This is a genomic window from Streptomyces sp. NBC_00876 (assembly GCF_045207435.1).
Lineage (GTDB): Bacteria > Actinomycetota > Actinomycetes > Streptomycetales > Streptomycetaceae > Streptomyces.
Genome location: NZ_CP108800.1, coordinates 5,683,531 through 5,704,689 on the forward strand (window position 1 = coordinate 5,683,531; position 21,159 = coordinate 5,704,689).

The 21,159-nt window shown below is 70.1% G+C and carries 20 protein-coding genes and 2 tRNA genes; 12 read left to right on the forward strand and 10 right to left on the reverse strand.

Going from position 1 to position 21,159, the window contains the following annotated elements; genetic code table 11:
* Positions 1-6 precede the first annotated feature (6 nt).
* The gene (locus OG782_RS25120; protein ID WP_406454570.1) at positions 7-687 is read left to right on the forward strand and encodes an AIM24 family protein; all 681 of its coding nucleotides are present in this window, start codon (positions 7-9) and stop codon (positions 685-687) included.
* A gap of 19 nt (positions 688-706) precedes the next feature.
* On the forward strand, positions 707-1,462 hold the full coding sequence (locus OG782_RS25125; protein ID WP_406454571.1) for an AIM24 family protein: 756 nt from the start codon (positions 707-709) through the stop codon (positions 1,460-1,462).
* A 102-nt stretch (positions 1,463-1,564) separates the two neighbouring features.
* Here the strand turns inward: OG782_RS25125 and OG782_RS25130 are convergent, their stop codons facing one another.
* Both OG782_RS25130 and OG782_RS25135 read right to left on the reverse strand, forming a co-directional pair.
* Positions 1,565-2,122, reverse strand: coding sequence for an NUDIX hydrolase (locus OG782_RS25130; RefSeq protein WP_406454573.1), 558 nt, complete (start codon positions 2,120-2,122; stop codon positions 1,565-1,567).
* The gene (locus tag OG782_RS25135) at positions 2,119-3,591 is read right to left on the reverse strand and encodes a zinc-dependent metalloprotease (protein WP_406454575.1); all 1,473 of its coding nucleotides are present in this window, start codon (positions 3,589-3,591) and stop codon (positions 2,119-2,121) included. The genes OG782_RS25130 and OG782_RS25135 overlap by 4 nt, the downstream gene beginning before the upstream one ends.
* 190 nt (positions 3,592-3,781) lie before the next feature.
* Here OG782_RS25135 and OG782_RS25140 point away from each other — a divergent pair, with 190 nt between their 5' ends.
* The 4 genes from OG782_RS25140 to OG782_RS25155 all read left to right on the forward strand — a co-directional run bounded on the left by OG782_RS25140 (position 3,782) and on the right by OG782_RS25155 (position 7,055).
* The gene (locus tag OG782_RS25140; protein ID WP_406454576.1) at positions 3,782-4,924 is read left to right on the forward strand and encodes an SDR family oxidoreductase; all 1,143 of its coding nucleotides are present in this window, start codon (positions 3,782-3,784) and stop codon (positions 4,922-4,924) included.
* A 120-nt stretch (positions 4,925-5,044) separates the two neighbouring features.
* Positions 5,045-5,506 carry a molybdenum cofactor biosynthesis protein MoaE gene (locus tag OG782_RS25145; RefSeq protein WP_406454578.1) on the forward strand — a complete coding sequence of 154 codons (462 nt, stop codon included), beginning with the start codon at positions 5,045-5,047 and terminating at the stop codon, positions 5,504-5,506.
* Between the two features lie 126 nt (positions 5,507-5,632).
* Positions 5,633-5,821, forward strand: coding sequence for a hypothetical protein (locus tag OG782_RS25150; RefSeq protein WP_328950384.1), 189 nt, complete (start codon positions 5,633-5,635; stop codon positions 5,819-5,821).
* A 145-nt stretch (positions 5,822-5,966) separates the two neighbouring features.
* Positions 5,967-7,055, forward strand: a complete 1,089-nt coding sequence (locus OG782_RS25155; protein WP_406454580.1) for a PDZ domain-containing protein — start codon at positions 5,967-5,969, stop codon at positions 7,053-7,055.
* A 28-nt stretch (positions 7,056-7,083) separates the two neighbouring features.
* Here OG782_RS25155 and OG782_RS25160 read toward each other — a convergent pair whose 3' ends face one another.
* Positions 7,084-7,653 carry a PPA1309 family protein gene (locus OG782_RS25160; RefSeq protein ID WP_406454582.1) on the reverse strand — a complete coding sequence of 190 codons (570 nt, stop codon included), beginning with the start codon at positions 7,651-7,653 and terminating at the stop codon, positions 7,084-7,086.
* A gap of 127 nt (positions 7,654-7,780) precedes the next feature.
* Here OG782_RS25160 and OG782_RS25165 point away from each other — a divergent pair, with 127 nt between their 5' ends.
* The 4 genes from OG782_RS25165 (at position 7,781) to OG782_RS25180 (ending at position 13,335) form a co-directional block, all read left to right on the forward strand.
* Entirely contained in the window at positions 7,781-10,714 is a 2,934-nt protein-coding gene (locus OG782_RS25165) for a UPF0182 family protein (RefSeq protein WP_406459269.1), read from the forward strand.
* A gap of 52 nt (positions 10,715-10,766) precedes the next feature.
* Positions 10,767-10,840, forward strand: a tRNA-Met gene (locus OG782_RS25170).
* Positions 10,841-11,053: 213 nt separating this feature from the next.
* Complete coding sequence (locus tag OG782_RS25175; RefSeq protein ID WP_406454584.1) at positions 11,054-13,102, forward strand: sel1 repeat family protein; 2,049 nt, start codon at positions 11,054-11,056, stop codon at positions 13,100-13,102.
* Between the two features lie 159 nt (positions 13,103-13,261).
* Positions 13,262-13,335, forward strand: a tRNA-Met gene (locus tag OG782_RS25180).
* Between the two features lie 60 nt (positions 13,336-13,395).
* Here the strand turns inward: OG782_RS25180 and OG782_RS25185 are convergent.
* The 4 genes from OG782_RS25185 to OG782_RS25200 form a co-directional block, all read right to left on the reverse strand.
* Positions 13,396-14,505: an ABC transporter substrate-binding protein gene (locus OG782_RS25185; protein ID WP_406454586.1), complete on the reverse strand. Its 1,110-nt coding sequence runs from the start codon at positions 14,503-14,505 to the stop codon at positions 13,396-13,398.
* 71 nt (positions 14,506-14,576) lie between these two features.
* Positions 14,577-15,446 carry an ABC transporter permease gene (locus OG782_RS25190; RefSeq protein WP_406454588.1) on the reverse strand — a complete coding sequence of 290 codons (870 nt, stop codon included), beginning with the start codon at positions 15,444-15,446 and terminating at the stop codon, positions 14,577-14,579.
* On the reverse strand, positions 15,443-16,273 hold the full coding sequence (locus OG782_RS25195; protein WP_406454590.1) for an ABC transporter ATP-binding protein: 831 nt from the start codon (positions 16,271-16,273) through the stop codon (positions 15,443-15,445). Before OG782_RS25195 ends, OG782_RS25190 begins: the two co-directional genes overlap by 4 nt.
* A 208-nt stretch (positions 16,274-16,481) precedes the next feature.
* Complete coding sequence (locus OG782_RS25200; protein ID WP_406454592.1) at positions 16,482-16,901, reverse strand: Fur family transcriptional regulator; 420 nt, start codon at positions 16,899-16,901, stop codon at positions 16,482-16,484.
* A gap of 169 nt (positions 16,902-17,070) precedes the next feature.
* On the opposite strand from OG782_RS25200, the gene OG782_RS25205 reads away from it, so the two are divergent.
* Positions 17,071-18,522, forward strand: coding sequence for a catalase (locus tag OG782_RS25205; protein ID WP_406454594.1), 1,452 nt, complete (start codon positions 17,071-17,073; stop codon positions 18,520-18,522).
* A 69-nt stretch (positions 18,523-18,591) separates the two neighbouring features.
* Here the strand turns inward: OG782_RS25205 and OG782_RS25210 are convergent, their stop codons facing one another.
* On the reverse strand, positions 18,592-18,993 hold the full coding sequence (locus OG782_RS25210; RefSeq protein ID WP_406454596.1) for a cyclic nucleotide-binding/CBS domain-containing protein: 402 nt from the start codon (positions 18,991-18,993) through the stop codon (positions 18,592-18,594).
* A 197-nt stretch (positions 18,994-19,190) separates the two neighbouring features.
* Complete coding sequence (hisN, locus tag OG782_RS25215) at positions 19,191-19,991, reverse strand: histidinol-phosphatase (protein WP_406454597.1); 801 nt, start codon at positions 19,989-19,991, stop codon at positions 19,191-19,193.
* A 122-nt stretch (positions 19,992-20,113) separates the two neighbouring features.
* Here hisN and OG782_RS25220 point away from each other — a divergent pair, with 122 nt between their 5' ends.
* On the forward strand, positions 20,114-20,734 hold the full coding sequence (locus OG782_RS25220; RefSeq protein ID WP_406454598.1) for a TetR/AcrR family transcriptional regulator: 621 nt from the start codon (positions 20,114-20,116) through the stop codon (positions 20,732-20,734).
* A gap of 42 nt (positions 20,735-20,776) precedes the next feature.
* On the opposite strand, the gene OG782_RS25225 is transcribed toward OG782_RS25220, so the two are convergent.
* Positions 20,777-21,100, reverse strand: coding sequence for a multidrug efflux SMR transporter (locus OG782_RS25225; protein ID WP_266414540.1), 324 nt, complete (start codon positions 21,098-21,100; stop codon positions 20,777-20,779).
* Positions 21,101-21,159: the final 59 nt, after the last annotated feature.

A 21,159-nucleotide genomic window follows, 5' to 3' on the forward strand; every position in this document is an offset into this window, starting at 1 on the left:
CCCGTCATGAATCAGCAACTCGCGGGCTACGCCCCGACCCCCGTCACGGCCCGGATGGAGAACCACGGCCATTCGATGCTGAAGGTCGCCATGGCCACCGGCCAGGACCTGTTCGCGCGCACCGGCTCGATGGTGGCGTACGAGGGCTTCATCCAGTACGAGCCCAACCCGCCCGCCGTCCGCCAGATCGCCTCGCAGTGGATCACCGGCGAGGGCGCGCCCCTGATGAAGTGCGCCGGTGACGGGCTGCTCTACCTCGCCGACTACGGCGCCGACGTGGTCGTCATCAACCTCAACAACGACTCCCTCTCGGTCAACGGCACCAACGTCCTCGCCTTCGACGGCCACCTCACGTGGGGAGTCGAGCGGGTCAAGGGGCTGGCCAAGTTCGCCGGCCAGGGCCTGTGGAACGTGTGCATCTCCGGCACCGGCTGGGTCGCGATCACCTCGCGCGGCACGCCGATCGTCGTCGACTGCGGACGCGGCGAGGACGAGACGTACGTCGACCCGGACGCCCTCGTGGCGTGGTCCCCGAACCTCAAGGTGAAGGGCAAGCGCAGCTTCAAGGCCTCCTCGCTCATAGGGCGGGGCAGCGGCGAGGCGTTCCAGATGGCCTTCTCCGGCCAGGGGATCGTCGTCGTCCAGCCGAGCGAGGACAGCACCGACCGCCTGCGCGTCCGGGCCTGACGGGGAGGGAGAACACACCATGCAGAGTCCGCTTTTCAGCTTCACGGAACAGCAGTCCCAGGAGCGGTACACGGTCCAGAACCCGCAGCTCCTGCGGGTCGCGCTGGCCGGGCACGACGACGTCCTCGCCCGCAAGGGGGCCATGGTCGCGTACCAGGGGCTGATGGAGTTCGACGGCGAGTACCAGTCGAACGGCCAGCGCCGCGCCCGCGCGGCCACCGGTGAGGGCCTCGACCTCATGCGCTGCTCCGGGCAGGGCACGGTCTACCTCGCCAACCTGGCGCAGTACGTCCACGTGGTGGATGTCGACCGCGACGGTCTGACGGTGGACAGCGCCTATGTCCTGGCGCTCGACTCGTCGCTCCACACCGAGGTCATCGCGGTGGACAGCCAGTACGGCATCTCGGGCACCGGCAAGTACCAGCTCAACATCTCCGGCACCGGCAAGGTCGCTCTGATGACCTCCGGCCAGCCACTGATGTTGCAGGTCACGCCCGACAAGTACGTCAACGCCGACGCCGACGCGATCGTCGCGTGGTCCAGCTCCCTGCGGGTGCAGATGCAGGCCCAGACGCACTCCTCGGGTGTCTTGCGCCGGCGCGGCAACACGGGCGAGGGCTGGGAGCTCAGCTTCCTCGGACAGGGCTTCGCGCTGGTCCAGCCGAGCGAGGTGCTGCCGCCGCAGAGTGCCCAGATCGGCCAGGGTCTGGGTGCCCAGTTCGGCATGGGCCAGCAGGGTTCCCGCGCCCAGAACCAGAACAACGCCTGGAACTGAGCCACGGAGCGCGCGGGTCCCGTGCGCGGCAGGTGCGGTGAGCAGACGGGTAAGGGGCGGACTCCATGGGGTCCGCCCCTTACCGTCGCGCCGTGATCCTGGTTACCGGCCGCCGTCCAGGGCGGCGCGCGTACGTTCCATCAGGCGGATCACCGAGGAGTCGGCGACCCCGGCGACCTCGTCGTAGGCGAACCAGCGCAGATCGAGCGACTCGTCGCTGATCTGCTCCGTCGAGCCCGACGGCGCCAGAGCCGCGTACTGGACGTCCAGGTGCCAGTGGCACGGCGCGGGGATCGGGTGGCGGTCCAGGGTCACGGGGCCACCCGACAGCAGGGTCAGTCCGGCGATGCCGGATTCCTCCGTCGCCTCGCGCAGCGCCGCGGCGGCCAGTGTGGCGTCACCGGGCTCGCAGTGACCGCCCATCTGCAGCCACATCTGCAGCTTGCGGTGCAGGGTGAGCAGCACCCGGCCACGCTCCGGGTCGATGACCAGGGCGCTGGCGGTCAGGTGCCCGGCCGGGCAGGCCTTCCACATGCCGTCGGGATGGAGCGCCAGATGATCCAGATAGGCCCGGCGCAACTCCTCCTGGGTGTCGTCGGGCGCGGCCGCCCCGTTCCGGTAGTTCTTCAGTACGAGAGCGGCGTCCTCGTGCAGGGTCACTTGTCGCTGTCGCCCTTGCCGTCGTCGTCGCCGTCCGTGGTCCCGGGGGCAGAGCTCCCGCTGTCCTTGCCGTCGACGTCGTCGGTGCCGGGGGCGGGCTTCTGCGGCCCCTTCGCCGCCTCGCCGAGCATCTTGTCCAGCTCGGAGAAGTCCAGCTGCTCGTGGTGCACGAACCCGTCCGGATCGTCCAGGTCATGGGCGGTGGGCAGCATGTCGGGGTGCTCCCACAGCGCGTCGCGCCCGTCCAGACCCCGCGCGTCCGTGAGCGATGCCCACAGCCGCGAGGCGTCACGCAGCCGCCGCGGACGCAGCTGCAGACCGATGAGCGTGGCGAACGTCTGCTCGGCCGGACCACCGGAGGCACGGCGCCTGCGCATCGTCTCGCGCAGCGCGTCGGCCGAGGTCAGCCGGGACTTCGCGGCCTCGTGCACGACGGCGTCCACCCAGCCCTCGACGAGCGCCAGCGCCGTCTCCAGGCGGGCCAGGGCGGCCTTCTGCTCGGGGGTGTCCTCCGGCTGGAACATGCCCTGCTGGAGCGCGTCCTGCAGCTGCTCCGGGTTCGACGGGTCGAACTGGCCGACCACGTCCTCCAGCTTGCCGGTGTCCACCTTGATCCCGCGCGCATAGCCCTCGACCGCACCGAACAGATGCGAGCGCAGCCACGGCACATGGGCGAAGAGCCGCTGGTGGGCGGTCTCGCGCAGGGCCAGATACAGCCGCACCTCGTCCTGCGGCACGCTCAGGTCCTTGCCGAACCGCTCCACGTTCAGCGGAAGCAGTGCGGCCTTGCCGGCCGGGCCCAGCGGCAGCCCGATATCGGTCGAACCGACCACCTCGCCTGCCAGCACACCGACGGCCTGGCCGATCTGCTGGCCGAACATCGCGCCGCCCATCGACCGCATCATGCCGATCAGCGGGCCCGCCATCGCCTGCATCTCCTCGGGCAGCACATCGCCCATGGCGAGGCCGACACGCTCGGCCACCGGGTCGACCAGCTTCTGCCAGGCGGGGAGGGACGCCTCGACCCACTCCGCGCGGCTCCACGCCACGGTCGAGACCGAACCGGAGGGCAGCGACGTCGCGCCGTCCAGCCAGAGGTCGGCCAGGCGCAGGGCCTCGTCGACCGCGGTGCGCTCGGACGGGCCGACGCTGGCGTCCTTGGTGCCGTCCGGGGTGCCCTGCGAGACCGTCTGGCGGGCGATCTGCTTGGCCATGTCCCAGTTCACGGGACCGCCCTCGTAGCTCAGCATCTGGCCGAGCTGCTGGAAGGCCGCGCCCAGGTCGTTGGGGTTCATCGAGCCGAACATGGCGGCGAAGGGGTTGTCACCGCCCGCGCCGGGGCCGAAGCCGAACGGGTTCGCCGGACCGCCCGAACCCTGCCCACCTCCGGTGGGGTCGTTCTTCTTGCCCTTGTCGCCGTCGTCCGGCTCCTCCGGCGGAAGGCCGAATCCGAATGGGGTGTCACTCACGGGTTTCCTCGGCTCGTAGGGCCGCCGGCTCGAACCGGCGGCGACTGCCCGACATCACCATCCAGCGTAGACACCAAGTCCGCTCGGGGCCTCAGTGCTCCGCCTGCTCCCGGCCTGCGGCAGGATGGACGCCACCTGGTACGTACGCGTCATTCGGGTACGTACTGAAGACAACCGCTGGAGACGCCCGGTGAGTTCCCCAGATCCTCAGGTTCGCGCAGCGCGAAACCTGGCCGACCCGACGCCCGAGAACAAGTCCGTCCGCAGCCGCTCCAGAAGCCGCGGCCCCGTCGTGGCCGTCACCGGAGCCGCGACGGGTGTCGGTGAGCTGCTCACCGCACGCCTGGCGGCCTCCGAGGAGATCAAGCAGGTCATCGCCATCGACGAGCGCCGCGGGGAGGTCTCCGAGGCGACCTGGCACGTCCTGGACGTGCGTGACCCCGCCATCGCGGAGAAGCTGCGCGGCGCGGATGTCGTGGTGCACCTGGCGCTCGACCTCGATCTGGAGACCGATCCCGCCGCCCGCACCGCCTACAACGTGCGCGGCACCCAGACCGTGCTCACCGCGGCCGCGGCCGTCGGCGTCCACCGTGTCGTGCTGTGCACGTCGGCGATGGTCTACGGGGCACTGCCCGACAACGACATCCCGCTCGCCGAGGACGCCGAGCTGCGCGCCACCGCCGAGGCGACCGGCGTCGGTGACCTGCTGGAGATCGAACGGCTCGGCCGCCGCGCTCCCCGTGCCCACCCCGGGCTGCACGTCACCGTCGTGCGCCCCACCGTGCTCGTGGGCGGTACGGACACCGCGCTGACCCGCTACTTCGAGTCGCCCCGGCTCCTCGTCGTGGCGGGATCGCGCCCCACCTGGCAGTTCTGCCACGTCGACGACCTGGTCACGGCGCTGGAGTACGCCGCGCTCGAGAAGATCGACGGGGAGTTCGCGGTCGGCTGCGACGGCTGGCTCGAACAGGAGGAGGTCGAGGAGCTCAGCGGGGTCCGCCGGATGGAACTGCCCTCCGCCGTCGCGCTCGGCGCGGCCGCCCGGCTGCACCGGATCGGCCTCACCCCGTCCCCGGCGGGTGACCTGGCGTACACGATGCACCCCTGGGTGGTCAGCGTGAGCCGGCTGCACGATGCGGGGTGGCGCCCGAGCTGGACCAACGAGGAGGTCCTCGCCGCGCTCCTGGAGGAGGTGGAGGGGCGCCACACCGTCGCGGGCCGCCGCCTCGGCCGCAAGGACGCCACCGCGGCCGGGGCCGCCGGCGCGACCGTGGCCCTGCTCGGCACCGCCGCCCTGGTGCGGCGGGCACGCAAGGCGCGCCGCCGCATCTAGAGTCCCTCGTCCGTATCCATGCCCGCCCCGCCCCTCTGTAGGAGGCTCCAAGACACCCTGCGGCCCGCCGGGTGAAAGCGCTATTCCGCGTTGACGGCGCGGTACGGCACGATGGTGGTCATGGCACCCACGCATGACCACCCCGGCGAGCAGGCGGCACAGGACCCCATCCGGCTGCTGGAGATCCGGGACACGCCGCTGTCGGTGGACGAGGTCTTCCGCGCGGTCGGCGACGACGCCGCGGGCGGCACCGCGCTCTTCGTCGGCACCGTGCGCAACCACGACGGCGGCCAGGACGTCGGGGCGCTGGGCTATTCGTGTCATCCCTCGGCGCAGGACGAGATGCGCCGGGTGGCGGAGAAGGTCGTGGCCGGATTCCCGGTCCGGGCACTGGCCGCTGTCCACCGGGTGGGTGAACTGGAGGTCGGTGATCTCGCCGTGGTCGTGGCGGTCTCCTGCCCGCACCGCGGAGAGGCTTTCGAGGCCTGCCGCAAGCTCATCGACGACCTCAAGCACGAGGTTCCGATCTGGAAGCACCAGCGTTTCTCGGACGGTACGGAGGAGTGGGTCGGGTCCTGCTGACCGCAAACCGGAACGGTGGTCATGCACCCCGATTTGCGTAACCGCACCCCTGCCATGAGCGTTGGTTCTGCAGATGGTTAATCTGCTGATCGGTCGGTTGCGACCGCATGGGGTAGGGAGGTCGGTATGGCTGCACTCGCCTGGTTGTTGATTCCGCTTTTCGCTGCGTTCGGAGCCGCGATATGGGGAAGCTGGGCCGCCCGCAATCGCACGACCGGCGATGTCACCGAACTGGCCGGCTACGCCCGGTTCCGTGAAGCGATGGAGAGGTCGCACTCCGCTTCGGAGCCGGTCGAGCAGATATCGAACGTCTGACGCCACGCCGTACGTACGCATTCGCCAACGCGCGCCGTGACACCGCTCGCCCGGCCTTTCCGGCGCCTCCGCCGCAGCCGGCCCCGGCCCTCGTACGGACCGGCCCCGGCGGTGCACTGACAGACCCTTCCCGTACTGTCGTTCCATGCCACGCCGCACCGCGACGATGCTCGCCTCCACGCTGATCCTGATCGCGCTGCTCTGCGCAGGCGTGCTGATCAAAGTGCCGTATTCGGAGATGTCCCCCGGACCGACCGTGAACACGCTCGGCAAGGTCGGCGGTGAGCCCGTCCTGCAGATCACCGGGCACAAGACGTACAAGACGTCCGGCAACCTCAACATGACGACGGTCCGGGTCACCGGCGCCGACTACAACATGAACCTCGTCGAGGCCGTCTACGGATGGCTGGGTCACGACAGCGTCGTCGTTCCGCACGACACGCTCTACCCGGACGGCAAGACCGAGGAGCAGTCGACGCAGGAGAACGCGGAGGAGTTCAGCCAGTCCCAGGAGAGCGCCAAGGTCGCGGCCCTCACCGAGCTGGGCATCCCGGTGTCGTCACGGGTCGTGGTCTCCACCGTCCTCAAGGACAGCCCCTCGCAGGGCAAGCTGCACGCGGGCGACGTGATCAAGGACGTCGACGGTACGGCGGTCAAGCAGCCCGAGGACGTCGCGAAGCTGGTCACCCGGCACAAGCCCGGGCAGAAGGTCGTCTTCACGGTCATCCCGGCCAAGACCGCGGCGGCGGCCGAGAAGGCCGGCAAGAAGCCCGAGGGCACCGAGAAGATCACCATCACCACCGAGAAGGCCCCCAAGGAGAACCGGGCGATCGTCGGCATCCAGGCGGGGACGGACCACACCTTCCCCTTCGAGATCGACATCAAGCTCGCCGACGTGGGCGGCCCGAGCGCGGGGCTGATGTTCTCCCTGGGCATCGTCGACAAACTGACCCCGGGCCAGCTGACGGGCGGCAAGTTCATCGCCGGGACCGGCACGATCGACGACAAGGGCAAGGTCGGCCCGATCGGCGGGATCAACATGAAGCTGGTCGGCGCGCGCAACGCGGGCGCACGCTACTTCCTGACCCCCGACGACAACTGCAAGGCGGCCGCGTCCGACACCCCCGACGGGCTCACCCTGGTCAGGGTGAAGACCATCGACGACGCCACGAAGTCGCTGGAGAAGATCCGCTCGGGGGACGCGGCCGGACTGCCGAGCTGCTCGACAGGCTGACCGCGTCCCCGTACGGGAAACGACCGGGTCAGGACTCGAAGGTCGCGGCGAGGGCCTCGGCCAGCCCCGGCACCAGGCCGGCGCCCGTCAGCACCTCGTTGGGCGAGTCCTTCTCCCGCAGGCGTACGGCCGACTCGCGGGCGCCGTCCCGCAGGACCGCCACGGTCATCCGCACCTCCTGACGGTCGGGGTGCCCGGCCACCCACTTGGTCAGCTGGGCGTCGTCGAGACCCTCCGGTACGGAGGCCTCGGCGGACGGCGGCAGCATCAGCCGCTCCACCGTCATCGCGCACCCGACGACAGCGTCGGGCCAGGCGATGGTGGCGAGGAACTCGTCCAGTGCGGTACCTGCGGGAAGCTCCTCCTGCTCGATAGGGGTGAGTGCGGCGGCCTTCGAGCCGTCGCCGTCGAGGCCGAGCTGGGCGGCGAGGCCCGGTTCCTGGACCCGCAGCCGAGCGGTGTCGACCAGAGCGAAGAGCCGGGCGGGCTGGTCCCAGCCGAGGCCGGAGATGTAGTCGTCGATTTCGAGCACGGCGACGGTGAGCGGGCTCGCGGCCATCGGAGGGCCTGAGGGGGAAACGTTGGGCATGGACAACATCCTGCCTCCTTCCGCCCCGGGAACGGGAACTAGGTAAAGCCTCAGTAAGTTGCATAGGTGGGCTCTACGATCGCTGGGCCCGCTCCACACGACCGCGAACTTTGAGGTGCGCACGTTGGCTTTCCAGATGCCGGACCGCGGCGGAGGCCCGACCGGGCCACGGATCAGAGTCGGCCGCCCGTCCCGGCGCGCCCGAACCCTGCTCATGACACTCGGCGTCCTGGCGATTCTCGCCATGGCGTTCGTCATGTTCGCCGGGTTCTGGACGGACTGGCTCTGGTACAGGTCGGTCAACTACTCATCCGTCTTCACCACCACCCTGTGGACCAAGATCGGTCTGTTCCTCGTCTTCGGACTGCTGATGGCCGTCGCCATCGGCGTGAACATCTGGCTCGCGCACCGGCTCCGGCCGCCGCTGAGCGCGATGTCGCTGGAGCAGCAGAGCCTGGACCGCTACCGGATGAGCCTCGCCCCGTACAAAAGGTGGGTGCTGCTCGCGATCACCGCACTCGTCGGTCTGATCGCCGGAGCGTCCGCCTCCGGTCAGTGGCGTACCTGGCTGATGTATGTGAACGGCGTGTCGTTCGGTCAGAAGGACCCCCAGTTCCATCTGGACGTGTCCTTCTACGCCTTCGACCTGCCCTGGTACCGCTTCCTGCTGGGCTTCGGCTTCGCGGCGACGGTGCTCTCGCTGGTCGCCGCCGCGCTGACCCACTACCTGTACGGCGGGCTGCGCATCACCAGCCCCGGAGCGCGGGCGACGGGTGCGGCCACCGGCCATCTCTCGGTTCTGCTCGGCATCTTCGTGGCGCTCAAGGCCGTGGCGTACTGGCTGGACCGCTACGGGCTGGCCGTGAAGTCGAGCGACTTCAAGGCCACGGACAACTGGACGGGCCTGCGGTACGTCGACGCCAACGCCTACCTGCCGGCGAAGACCATCCTGTTCTGCATCGCCGCGATCTGCGCCGTGCTGTTCTTCGCGACGCTCTGGCGCCGCACCTGGCAGCTGCCGGTGATCGGCTTCGGGCTGATGGTCCTCTCGGCGATCCTGATCGGCGGGCTCTACCCGGCGATCGTGCAGAAGTTCCAGGTCCAGCCGAACGAGCAGGCCAAGGAAGCCCCGTTCATCCAGAAGAACATCAAGGCCACGCGTGACGCCTACGACATCGATGACGCGAAGGTCACCGATTACGCCGGCAAGTCCACCACGGACGACGACGCGAAGCTCCGCGCGAGCGCGGACGCCGCGGCCAGTTACCGGGTGATGGACCCCAACGTCGTCTCCCCGGCCTTCCAGCAGCTCCAGCAGAAGAGGAACTACTACCAGTTCCCCAAGACGCTGGATGTCGACCGCTACAAGGACGAGGCCGGCAAGGAGCAGGACACGGTCATCGGTCTGCGCGAGCTCAACCTCGAGGGCATCCCCAAGCGCAACTGGATCAACGACCACTTCACCTACACCCACGGCTACGGTGCGATCGCCGCCCGGGGCACCACGACCGGCAAGAACCCGAAGGGATCTCCCGACTTCACCGAGTCCGGTCTGCCGACCACCGGTGAGCTGGGCCAGTACAAGCAGGAGATCTACTACGGCGAGAAGACCGAGCAGTACTCCATCGTCGGCGGGCCCCAGAAGGAGCTCGACTACGAGGAGGACGGCGAGAAGACCACCAGCTACAAGGGCAAGAGCGGCGTCAGCCTCTCCAGCGCGTTCAACCGCGCCGCCTACGCGGTGGCGTTCAGCGAGCCGCAGATCCTGTACTCGGGAGCCATCGGCGACGGTTCGCGGATCCTCTACAACCGCACGCCCAAGGAGCGCGTCGAGGCGGTCGCCCCGTGGCTGACCATCGACGGCGACGCCTACCCGGCTGTGGTGAACCACCGCATCCAGTGGGTCGTCGACGCGTACACCACGACCAACGGCTACCCGTACGCCTCGCGCACGACGCTCGGTGACACCACGGCCGACTCGCTGACCACCAACCAGCGTGCGGTCGTCGCCCAGCAGAACCAGGTCAACTACATCCGTAACTCGGTGAAGGCCACCGTCGACGCGTACGACGGCAAGGTCACGCTGTACGAGTGGGACACCGAGGACCCGGTCCTCAAGACCTGGCGCAAGGCGTTCCCGGGGACCGTGAAGCCCAAGGCGGACATTCCGCAGGACCTCATGGACCACCTGCGCTACCCGCAGGACCTGTTCAAGGTGCAGCGCGAGCTGCTCACCCGCTACCACGTCACGAGCCCCGCGCAGTTCTACAGCGGCAGTGACGCGTGGCAGGTCCCGGACGACCCGACCAACAAGGAGTCCGGTGCCGTTCCGCCGTACTACCTGAGCATAAAGATGCCGGACCAGACGGCTCAGAAGTTCTCGCTGACCACGACGTTCACTCCCAAGGGACGGCCCGACCTCGGGGCGTTCATGGCGGTGGACGCCGATGCGGCCAGCAAGGACTACGGAACCATAAGGCTCCTGAGAGTCACGACCACGGTGAAGGGCCCGGGCCAGGTACAGAGTGAGCTCAACGGCAACGACGACGTCGCCGAGTTCGTGAGAAACCTCAAGGGCACCGACTCCGACATCGAGTACGGCAACCTGCTGACCGTGCCGCTCGAGGGAGGCTTCCTCTACATCGAGCCGGTGTACACGCGCGGTGGCACGCAGAACTATCCGCTGCTGCGCAAGGTCGCCGCCTCGTACGGGTCGAAGATCGTCTTCGAGAACAGCCTCGGTGAGGCGCTCAACGCGGTCTTCGGGGTGGACGCCTCCGATACGGGGGAGCCACCGGCCGACACCACTCAGCCGCCGGGCGACACCACGCAGCCGCCGGCCACGGGTGACGCCGCTCTGAAGAAGGCGATCGCCGATGCGCAGAAGGCCTATACGGAGGGCGAGGCGGCCCTGAAGAAGCAGGACTGGGCCGCCTACGGCAAGGCTCAGTCGGATCTGCAGAACGCGCTCGAACGGGCGGCCGCCGCCCAGCCGAAGTCCGGGAGTCCCAGCAAGACGGACACATCGGACAAGCCGGATGCGTCAGTCAGTGCCGACAGTGGTGGCTGAGTAACCCGGTAAAGCTTCACCCGCGCGTCGTGGTACGGTTTGGACACAACGACGCGGGGTGGAGCAGCTCGGTAGCTCGCTGGGCTCATAACCCAGAGGTCGCAGGTTCAAATCCTGTCCCCGCTACTGAAAGACGAAGGCCCGGATCCTCCAGAGGATCCGGGCCTTCGTCATGTCATGGTGGGTTTTCTGTGCAGTGTGCGTGAAGTGCGGTTCATGGGACGCGAGTTGGGCGCGAACGTGTTTGACTTGTCTCCCTGTGGGCATGTCGACAAAACGCTGAAGTGACCTCACCGGCCGCGATATAGCAGGTGTGCGCGGGTTGTAGGTGGTGCGACGATGGTATTTATGGGGGACAGGGCAACTCTGTTGGAGACAGGGCGGTTTGTGCAGCGTCACGTCCATCCGGCGGAAAACGTGGCGGATGTGGCGTTTGCCGCTGCCGCCGCGCAGTACAAAGACAACATCGAGACCGCCGAGACTGCGGAGTGTGCCGCGACCGTCGACAGTGCAGAGACCGCAGAGGCCGCCGACGGCGTGGAGAACGCCGAGGGAGCGGAGACCGCGGCGAGCGCGGACAACGCCGAGAGCGAGGCGCGCCACCGTCGCGCCGCCGATGCCGGGAACACCGAGTCGATGAGCGTTCTCGGTGCGCTGCTGCTGCGCCGCGGTGATCTGGGCGGCGCCGAGTCCTACCTGCGCGCGGCCACCGCCGACGGCGACCGTGCCGCGGCCAACAACCTGGGCGTCCTCCTGCACCAGCGCGGATACGCGGACGAGGCGGCCGACTGGTGGCGGATCGCCGCCGTCGCGGGATCCGCCGCCGCCGCGCACGCCCTGGGGCGCCACTACCGCGAGCGCGGCGACGAGCCAGGCGCCGAGTACTGGCTGCGCCAGTCCGCCGAGCAGGGCCATGCGCTGGGGGCGTACGCCCTCGCGGACCTGTTGGAACACCGCAGCGACGTCGGCGCCGAGCGCTGGCTGCGTGCCGCCGCCGAACAGGGGCACCGCGAGGCGGCGTACCGGCTGGCACGCATGCTGGAGCGCAATGCCGCGGACGACCCGTTCGGCAGCACCGGCCTGGGCCCCCGTACCGGCAGGGGGCACCGGACGGACACCGTGGGGCACCGGGCCGCCGTGCGCAAGGGCGACAGCCCGGTGGCCGGCCCCGAGCCGGGCCGGGTGGGCGAGGCCGAGCAGTGGTACCGGCAGGCCGCCGCCCGCGGCCACCGGCGTGCCGCCCTGCACCTCGGCGCCATCCTCGAACAGCGTGGCGAGCTCAAGGAGGCCGGCCGCTGGTACCTCATCTCCGCCAAGGCCGGCGAGGCACGGGCCGCCTGCGCGCTCGGCTTCCTGCTGCGCGACGCGGGCGACCGGGAGAGCGCCGCCGTGTGGTGGCTGCGCGCTGCCCAGGACGGTGACGGCAACGCCGCCAACGCCCTCGGTGCACTGCACGCGGCCCGGGGCGAGCAGCAGACCGCCGAGCGCTGGTACCGGGCGGCGATGGACGCGGGCGACGTCAACGGCGCGTACAACCTGGGACTGCTCTGCGCGGCCCAGGACCGTACGCCGCAGGCCGAGCAGTGGTACCGGCGTGCCGCCTACGCGGGCCACCGCGAGGCCGCCAACGCGCTGGCCGTTCTCCTGCTCCAGGCGGGCGACGCGACCGGTGCGGAGCCCTGGTTCTCCAAGGCGGCCGAGGCCGGCAGTGTCGACGCCGCCTTCAACCTCGGCATCCTGCACGCCGGGCGCGACGAGGACCGTGCGGCCCTGCTCTGGTACGAGCGTGCCGCGGCGGCCGGCCACACCGAGGCCGCGCTCCAGGTCGGCATGGCGCTGCTGCACCACGGCGAGGAGCGCGAGGCCGAGCGGCATATGCGCTGCGCGGCGGGCGGGGGCAGCGCGGAGGCGGCCTTCCGGCTGGCCGGGGTGCTGGACTCGCGGCAGCCGCCGCCCGGACCGCCCGCGCTCGGCGAGCCGATGCCGGAGAAGACCGAGTGCGAGGAGTGGTACGAGCGCGCGGCCGAGCAGGGGCACCGCCGCGCCCAGGTGCGCGTCGGGATGCTCGCCGCCTCCCGCGGGGACGTGGAGAGCGCCGGCCGCTGGTACCGGGAGGCGGCCGAGGCGGGCAGCCGCAACGGGGCGTTCAACCTCGGACTCCTGCTGGCCCGCGAGGGCAGCGAGCGCGAGGCCGCGCTGTGGTGGAGCCGCGCCGCGAACGACGGCCACGGGCGGGCCGCGCTGCGCCTGGCCCTGCTGGCCGCACGCCGCGGCGAGCTGGCCGAGGGGCAGCGGTGGTGTGCGCGGGCGGTCGAGCTGGGGCCGGCGGAGGTCTCGGAGCGGGCCGCGCGGCTGCGCGAGGCGCTGCACCAGGAGCTCACCGCGTAGCGGATGGCGGTGCGGAGCGCTGCCGTGCGCTGCGGTGCGGTCGCCGGGTCTTCCGGCCCTCCGCGCCCGACGCCGGTGGGCCCGGCGCCCTCCCCGCAGGCCCCCGGGAAAGGGATTTGCGCTGGTCCAGGGCGTGACGTACTGTGGGGATCACAACGACGCGGGGTGGAGCAGCTCGGTAGCTCGCTGGGCTCATAACCCAGAGGTCGCAGGTTCAAATCCTGTCCCCGCTACTGAAGACAGAGGGCCGGATCCTTTCGGGGATCCGGCCCTCTGTGCATGCCGCGGCCGGCTCAGGGCTTGTGGCCCACGGCCTCGCCGTACATCGCCCGGTCCACAGCCTTCGTCTCCGGAACCGGAGCACCCTCCGAGACGCCCGAATCCGCGTAGGCCTTCTGCAGCCGGTCCGTCGTCCCCTTCCGGATCTCCCAGTCCATCCGCATGGACGGAGTCGACCGCAGGGTGGCCTCGTCGGTCTTCATCAGCCCGGCCAGTTCGGCGACGAAGGCCGGGTCGGACTTGTAGTCGCCGGCGAAGTAGGTGTTCACCGTACGGATGTAGGCCCGCAGGAAGGCGACGCCCGCGTCCGGGTCCTTGTTCAGCAGCGTCGGGCCGAACAGGAGTCCGCCGAGCGGTTCGCCGACGGGCTGGCCGCCGAGGAAGGCGTACTTCTTGTCGCCGTCCACCTTGCGCCAGATCGGGTCGAGCAGCCAGGCGGAGTCCACGCCCCCGTTCTGCAGGGCGGTGAGCACGTCCGCGGAGCCGAGCTGCTGGAAACTGATCTTGTCGAGGCCGCCGCCGTGCTTCTTCAGTGAGGTGTCCATCGGATAGGCGATCACCGAGCCCTTGCCGATCATCGTGCCGAGCTTCCGCCCCGCCATGTCGACGTGGTCGGCGCTCTCGCCGTCCTTGAGGCGCACCCACAGGCCGCTCTTGGACGTCGGGTCGGGGGAGAAGTTGCCCGCGACCCACTTGATGGCGAAGCCGCCGTTGATGCCGTTCATCACCGCGGCCTCCGGAGCCGCCCACTGCGCATCGACGTCACCCTTGGCGAGCAGCGGCAGGGCGTCCGGGGTGGGCAGCACCTTCAGCTGGACGTCCAGCCCCTCCTTGGCGAACTCGCCCTTGGCGACCGCGACCTGGAGCGGGGCGACGTACTCCGCGCTCAGGGTGCCGGTGGCGACGGTGATCCTCCGCTTCTCCGGGAGCGGCCGGGCGGCGGGAGCGCCCTTGTCGCAGCGGGCGGGCTTGCGGTCGGGTGCGAGGTCCGCCGGGTCGGTCCAGCTCCCGGAGCCGCAGCCGGCGACGGGCTCGACCGTGCGCGGTGCGGCCGGCGAGGCGTCCGCGCCGTCCGACGAGTCCTTCCCGGCGCAGCCTGCCGCGCCGAGCAGGGACGCGGCCACGAGTACAACGGTGCAGGTGAAAGGGGTACGAGTACGCACAGTGCCTCCGTACGAGGAGCGGGGTGAGCCGGTCACGACTGACTGCGGCCGCGGTCGCGCGGCGCCCATGGGGTGAGGAGCCGGCCGGCGATCCGCACCACTTCGGAGAAGACGACACCGAGGACGGCGACACAGACGATGCCGACGAACATCACGTCGTTCTGGAACAGGGCGCGGGAGTCGAAGATCAGATGCCCCAGCCCGTCGGCCGCCGCGATCTGTTCCGAGGCGACGATGACCAGTACCGCCACCCCCGCCGCGATCCGCGCACCCACCAGGACCGCGGGCAGCGAGGCGGGCAGCAGCACATGCCGGAACATCTGCCAGGGCGATGCGCCGAACACCTGCCCGGCATCCCGGTGTCCGGCCGGCACGGCGAGCACGGCCGCCATCGTCGAGATCCAGACGAAGAAGAAGACGGTGGTGGCGACCAGGGCGATCTGAGGTCCCTCGCCGAGGCCGAACATATTGAGGAAGACCGGCAGCAGCGCCAGTTTCGGTACGACGTAGAGGGCGTCGAGCAACGGTTCCAGCGCCGCGCGCACCAGGGAGAGGGAACCCATCAGCAGGCCGAGGACATAGCCCGCGACCGTGCCGATCGCGTATCCGCCCAGGACCCGCTGGAGGGTGGCCCGTACATCCGGCCACAGATCGCCGTCGGCCGCCCGGTCCCAGCCGTCGGCGAAGATCGTGGAGGGTGCGGGGTAGACCCGCTCGTCGATCCAGGATCTGGCGGCGGCCAGTTGCCAGAGCAGGACCAGGAGCAGCGGTACGGCGACGGCGAGCGCGATCTCGAGGGTGCGGCGCCTGCGGTGGGTGCGTACGGGGTGCAGTTCCCGCGGCCCCGGCCGGCGCACCAGTACCTGTTCGTCGTCGCTCACGGACTTCACGAGGGTGCTCATGCCGGGACCGCCTCTCCGCGGATCTCTCCGTGGACCTCTCCGCGCAGCAGGTCCCACAGGCTGCTCTTCAGCGCGGTGAACTCCGGCGTCGAGCGGATGTCGCCGGTGCGCGGCCGCTCGAACGGCGGCCGGTGCTCGGCGATGATCCGGCCCGGCCTGGCGGACATCACCAGGACCCGGTCCCCGAGCACGATCGCCTCCTCGAGGCTGTGGGTGATGAACAGGGTGGTGGTGCGGGTGGTCTGGGTGAGCTCCAGCAGCTCGTCCTGAAGGATCGTGCGCAACTGGGCGTCGAGCGCCGCGAACGGCTCGTCCATCAGCAGGATCTCGGGCTCGACGGCCAGCGCGCGGGCGATCGCCACCCGCTGGCGCATCCCGCCGGACAGGGCGGCGGGATAGGCCCCGGCGAATTCGGCGAGCCCCATCCGCCCCAGCCAGTCGCGCGCCCTGGCGTCGGCCTCCTTGCGCGGCACGCGCTGGACGTCGAGGCCGAAGCGGACATTGGCGAGGACGGTCTTCCAGTCGTAGATCCCGTAGTCCTGGAAGATCATCGCGGCCGGACGCGAGGAGGCCGTGCGGATGGACAGTTCGCCGGAGCTGGGGCGGAGCAGCCCTGCCGCGATCCTCAGCAGCGTGGACTTGCCGCAGCCGGACGGTCCCACGATGCAGGTGAACTCGCCCGGCACCATGTCGAGATCGAGCGGGCCGAGCGCGGCCAGGGCCTTGGCGCCCCGCCCGAAGGAACGGGAGAGCGCGCGGGCGCGGAGCTTGGGGGTGGTGGTCGGTGACGCGGGTGCCGGGAGTGGGTTCGGGTGCGGGTCTCCCACGGGTCTCTCCTCGTGCGTTTCGAGGTGCGGAGCCGCCGGGGCGGCGGTGATCGCCGCTGACGATATGACGACCCGTCAGATCAGGGAAGGGGGTGCGCGGGGACGGAGGGGCCGCGGGGAGGCGAACGGGAGGCGCTCGGTGGCCGGGCGCGGCACGCGAAAGCCCTCACCGGAAGCTTCCGGTGAGGGCTGGGGGCGGCGGGTGGGGTCAGGCGGCCGCGGCGCAGTTCGGGCAGATGCCGCGGTACGTCATCTCGACGCCGGAGATCGTGAAGCCGAAGCGCTCGCCGGACGGCAGGTCCGCCAATGGGTCACCGGCCGGGTGCACATCGCGGATGGCGCCGCACTTCGCGCATACGAGGTGGTGGTGGGGGCGGTGCGCGTTCGGGTCGTAGCGCTTGGCCCGGCGGTCGGTGGAGACCTCGATGACCTCGCCGAGGGTCACCATCTCACCGAGCGTGTTGTAGACGGTGGCGCGGGAGATCTCGGGCAGCTTGGCGACGGCCCGGGCGTGGACCTCGTCGGCCGTCAGATGTACGTGATCCCCGTCGAGGACCTCGGCCACGACGCGCCGCTGCGCAGTCATGCGCCAGCCGCGTCCACGGAGTCGTTCCAGCAGGTCACTCATGAGGGCAAGCCTAACAGTGGAGGGGTCATGTCCCGAACAGGTGTGACTTTGGATGCTTGCTTGACTTGGACTAAGTCCATTGTAGGATCGGGTACGGCATATGCCAAGGGACAGGCTGTGCACGCCATGCAGACATGACGAATGTGCAGGAACGACGCAGGAGGCGCACGTGACACAGGGACCGCTCACCACGGAGGCCGGCGCACCGGTGGCCGACAACCAGAACAGCCAGACCGCGGGCGTCGGCGGTCCGGTTCTGGTGCAGGACCAGTCGCTGCTGGAGAAGCTCGCGCACTTCAACCGCGAGCGCATTCCGGAGCGCATCGTGCACGCCCGGGGCGCCGGCGCGTACGGCACGTTCACGCTGACCCGCGATGTCTCGCAGTGGACGCGGGCGAAGTTCCTCTCCGAGGTCGGCAAGCAGACCGAGACGTTCCTCCGCTTCTCCACCGTCGCGGGCAACCTCGGCTCCGCCGACGCGGTGCGGGACCCCCGTGGCTTCGCGCTGAAGTTCTACACCGAGGACGGCAACTACGACCTCGTCGGCAACAACACCCCGGTGTTCTTCATCAAGGACGCCATCAAGTTCCCCGACTTCATCCACACGCAGAAGCGCGACCCGTACACCGGCTCCCAGGAGGCGGACAACGTCTGGGACTTCTGGGGTCTGTCGCCCGAGTCCACTCACCAGGTGACCTGGCTCTTCGGTGACCGCGGCATCCCGGCCACGCTGCGCCACATGAACGGGTACGGCTCGCACACCTACCAGTGGAGCAACGAGGCCGGCGAGGTCTTCTGGGTCAAGTACCACTTCAAGACCGACCAGGGCATCAAGAACCTCACCCAGGACGAGGCCAACAAGCTCGCCGGTGAGGACCCGGACAGCCACCAGCGCGATCTTCGCGAGTCCATCGAGCGGGGCGAGTTCCCGTCCTGGACCGTGCAGGTCCAGATCATGCCTGCGGCCGAGGCGGCGACGTACCGCTTCAACCCGTTCGACCTCACCAAGGTGTGGCCGCACGAGGACTACCCGCCGGTCGAGATAGGCAGGCTGGAGCTCAACCGGAACCCGGAGAACATCTTCGCCGAGACCGAGCAGTCCATCTTCAGCCCCGCACACTTCGTGCCGGGCATCGGCCCGTCCCCGGACAAGATGCTCCAGGGCCGCCTCTTCGCGTACGGCGACGCGCACCGCTACCGCGTCGGCATCAACGCGGACCACCTGCCGGTCAACCGCCCGCACGCCACCGAGGCCCGGACCAACAGCCGTGACGGCTACCTGTACGACGGCCGCCACAAGGGTACGAAGAACTACGAGCCGAACAGCTTCGGCGGTCCGGTCCAGACCGGCCGCCCCCTATGGGAGGCCACCCCGGTCACCGGGGGCACCGGCACCCACGAGGCCCCGAGTCACGCCGAGGACAACGACTTCGTGCAGGCCGGGAACCTCTACCGGCTCTACTCCGAGGACGAGAAGGGCCGGCTGATCGACAACCTCGCCGGGTTCATCGCGAAGGTGTCGCGCGACGACATAGCCGAGCGGGCGATCAACAACTTCCGTCAGGCCGACGCCGACTTCGGCAAGCGCCTGGAGGCGGCGGTCCAGGCCCTGCGCGGCTAGGGCCTCTCGTCCGGATCAGGCCGGGCTCGCGAGATCCGGTCTGATCCGAACGGAAGACCCTGGGGTCTCTCAGCCGACCAGCTCCACCGGATGGCGCCGGGCCGGTGCCCAGCAGCGGATGATGTCGCGCACCGAGACGATGCCCACCGGCCCGTCGTCGTCCAGCACGATCAGATGGCGGAAGCCGCCGTGCGTCATGGCTGCGGCGGCCTCCTCCAGGGTCCAGGCGGGTGCGGCGAAGACCACATCGGCCGTGGTGTGGGTGGAGGCGGTCTCGACATCGGGGTCCTGTCCCGATCCGACCGCGTTGAGGATGTCGCGCTCGGTGAGGATGCCGAGCCCGCAGGTGTCCGGGTCGTGGACGACGGCGGCTCCGATGCGGCGTGCCGACATCAGCCGGGCGGCCTGGCGGAGGGTGTGGGTCGGGCCGATGGTGAGGACCATCGTGCTCATGGCGTCACGGACGAGCATGAAGGGAGCCACCTCCTTCGTGAAGCGACTCGTGAGCCGATTCACAAGTTCACAAGCGGGGGGACTCTCAGAGTCGCACCGATGAGGGACGGCAACAAGGGGTAGCGAAGATCACTCGAGGGGCGTGCGATGGTGCCGCACGCCCCTCGAGTGTCCGGTACGCCTGATCAGGGCCGTGGAGCCCGGGGCGGGTCCGGTCAGTAGCGCTGGTTCAGATAGCCCAGCAGCTCATGGTGGAGCGTCCCGTTCGAGGCCGCGGCATTGCCGCCGCCCGGTCCGCTGACACCGTCCAGGCTGGTGAACCGGCCCCCCGCCTCCTGGACGATGATCGCGTTGGCGGCCATGTCCCAGAGCGAGAGCTCCGGCTCCGCGCAGATGTCGACCGAGCCCTCGGCCACCATCATGTACGGCCAGAAGTCCCCGTATCCCCGGGTGCGCCAGCAGGCCCGGGTGAGGTCCATGAAGCCGTCGAGCCGGCCCTGCTCCTCCCACCCGCTCAGCGAGGAGTACGCGAACGAGGCATCCGCGATCCGCTCCACCTTTGACACATGCAGCCGGGTCGCGGACGTCAGGCTGCGGCCGGAGAACGCCCCCGCCCCCTTCGCCGCCCACCAGCGACGGTTCAGCGCGGGCGCCGACACCACGCCGACCACCGGCTGGAAGCCGTCCTCACCCGCCTCCATCAGCGAGATCAGCGTCGCCCAGACCGGCACGCCGCGCACGTAGTTCTTCGTGCCGTCGATCGGGTCGATCACCCAGCGCCGCGGGCCGGTTCCCTCGAGCCCGTACTCCTCGCCCAGAATCGCATCGCGCGGCCGTGCCCGATGGAGGTGGCCGCGGATCAGCTCCTCGGCGGCCTTGTCGGCCTCGCTCACCGGCGTCATGTCCGGCTTGGTCTCGACCTTGAGGTCCAGAGCCTTGAACCGGTCCATCGTCGTCGCGTCGGCGGCGTCGGCCAGCACATGGGCGAGGCGCAGATCATCGTGGTAATCGGGCATGGCGTCACAGTATCCACCGCAGGTGAACAGAGCCACAGGGCCCCGGAGGCCCGCGGGAACCCTTGACAGTGCCGGACGGCGCGTCAACTCTGAAAAGCGGAGTCCCGGCGTGGGAGGCGACGATGCCGACAGCGCGAGAAGCACTGCTGGACGCCGCCCGCGCGGCGCTGGCCACCCGGCCCTGGCCGGCCGTGCGGATGGTCGATGTGTCAGCCGCCGCCGGGGTCTCCCGGCAGACCCTCTACAACGAGTTCGGCAGCAAGGACGGACTGGCCCTAGCCCTCGTCCGGTGCGCCGCCGACACCTATCTGGCCGGCGTCGAACGGGCGCTGGGATCGGCGGGCGGTACGGGGGACAGGCTGGCCGCCACCGCCGCCTGGACGGTCCGGGCCACGCGGGCGGACGCGCTGGTCAGAGGTCTGCTCACGGGCTGCTGGGAGGAGCGGTTACCCCGCCCCGCGCACCCGGTCCGGCCGCCCGGCTCCCCGGTGACGGCGCAGAGCCCGGCCGACACCGGACCGCCGACGCCCGCCGAACTCCTCGGCCGGGCCAGAGACCGTGCGGTCGCCGCCCTGGACGAGGGACACCCACCGCGCGACCCGGCGGCCCTGGCCGTGACCTGCGAACTCGCGCTGCGCCTCGCGTTGTCCTACGCACTGGTGCCGCCGTCCCCGGGCGCGACGGGGGACGGGGTGCCGCTGGTGCGGGACATCGTGGACCGGCGGCCGGACGTGGCTGCCTGAGCGCGATACGCGGCGGCGGGGCAGGCCGGCAGGGGCCGGTCGTCAGTGGGACGAGCCCGAGAGCTGGAGCCCGATCACGCCGAGGATCACCAGCGAGATCGAGACCAGCTTGAGCGTGGAGACCACGTCGTCGAGGAAGACCATGCCGTAGATCGCGGTGCCGGCCGCACCGATGCCGGTCCACACGGCGTACGCGGGCCCGACGTCGAGCTTCTTCAGCGACATGGTCAGCAGGCCGAAGCTGCCGAGCGCGAAGACGCAGAACGCGATGGTCGGCCACAGCCGCGTGAAGCCGTGCGAGAGCTTGAGGCAGACGGCGAAGCCGGTCTCCAGAAGTCCCGCGACCACGACCAGCAGCCACGCCATCGTCTGTGCCCCTCCCGCATCGGTGACCGCCTTGTACCGCTGGGCGTGATTATGCACTT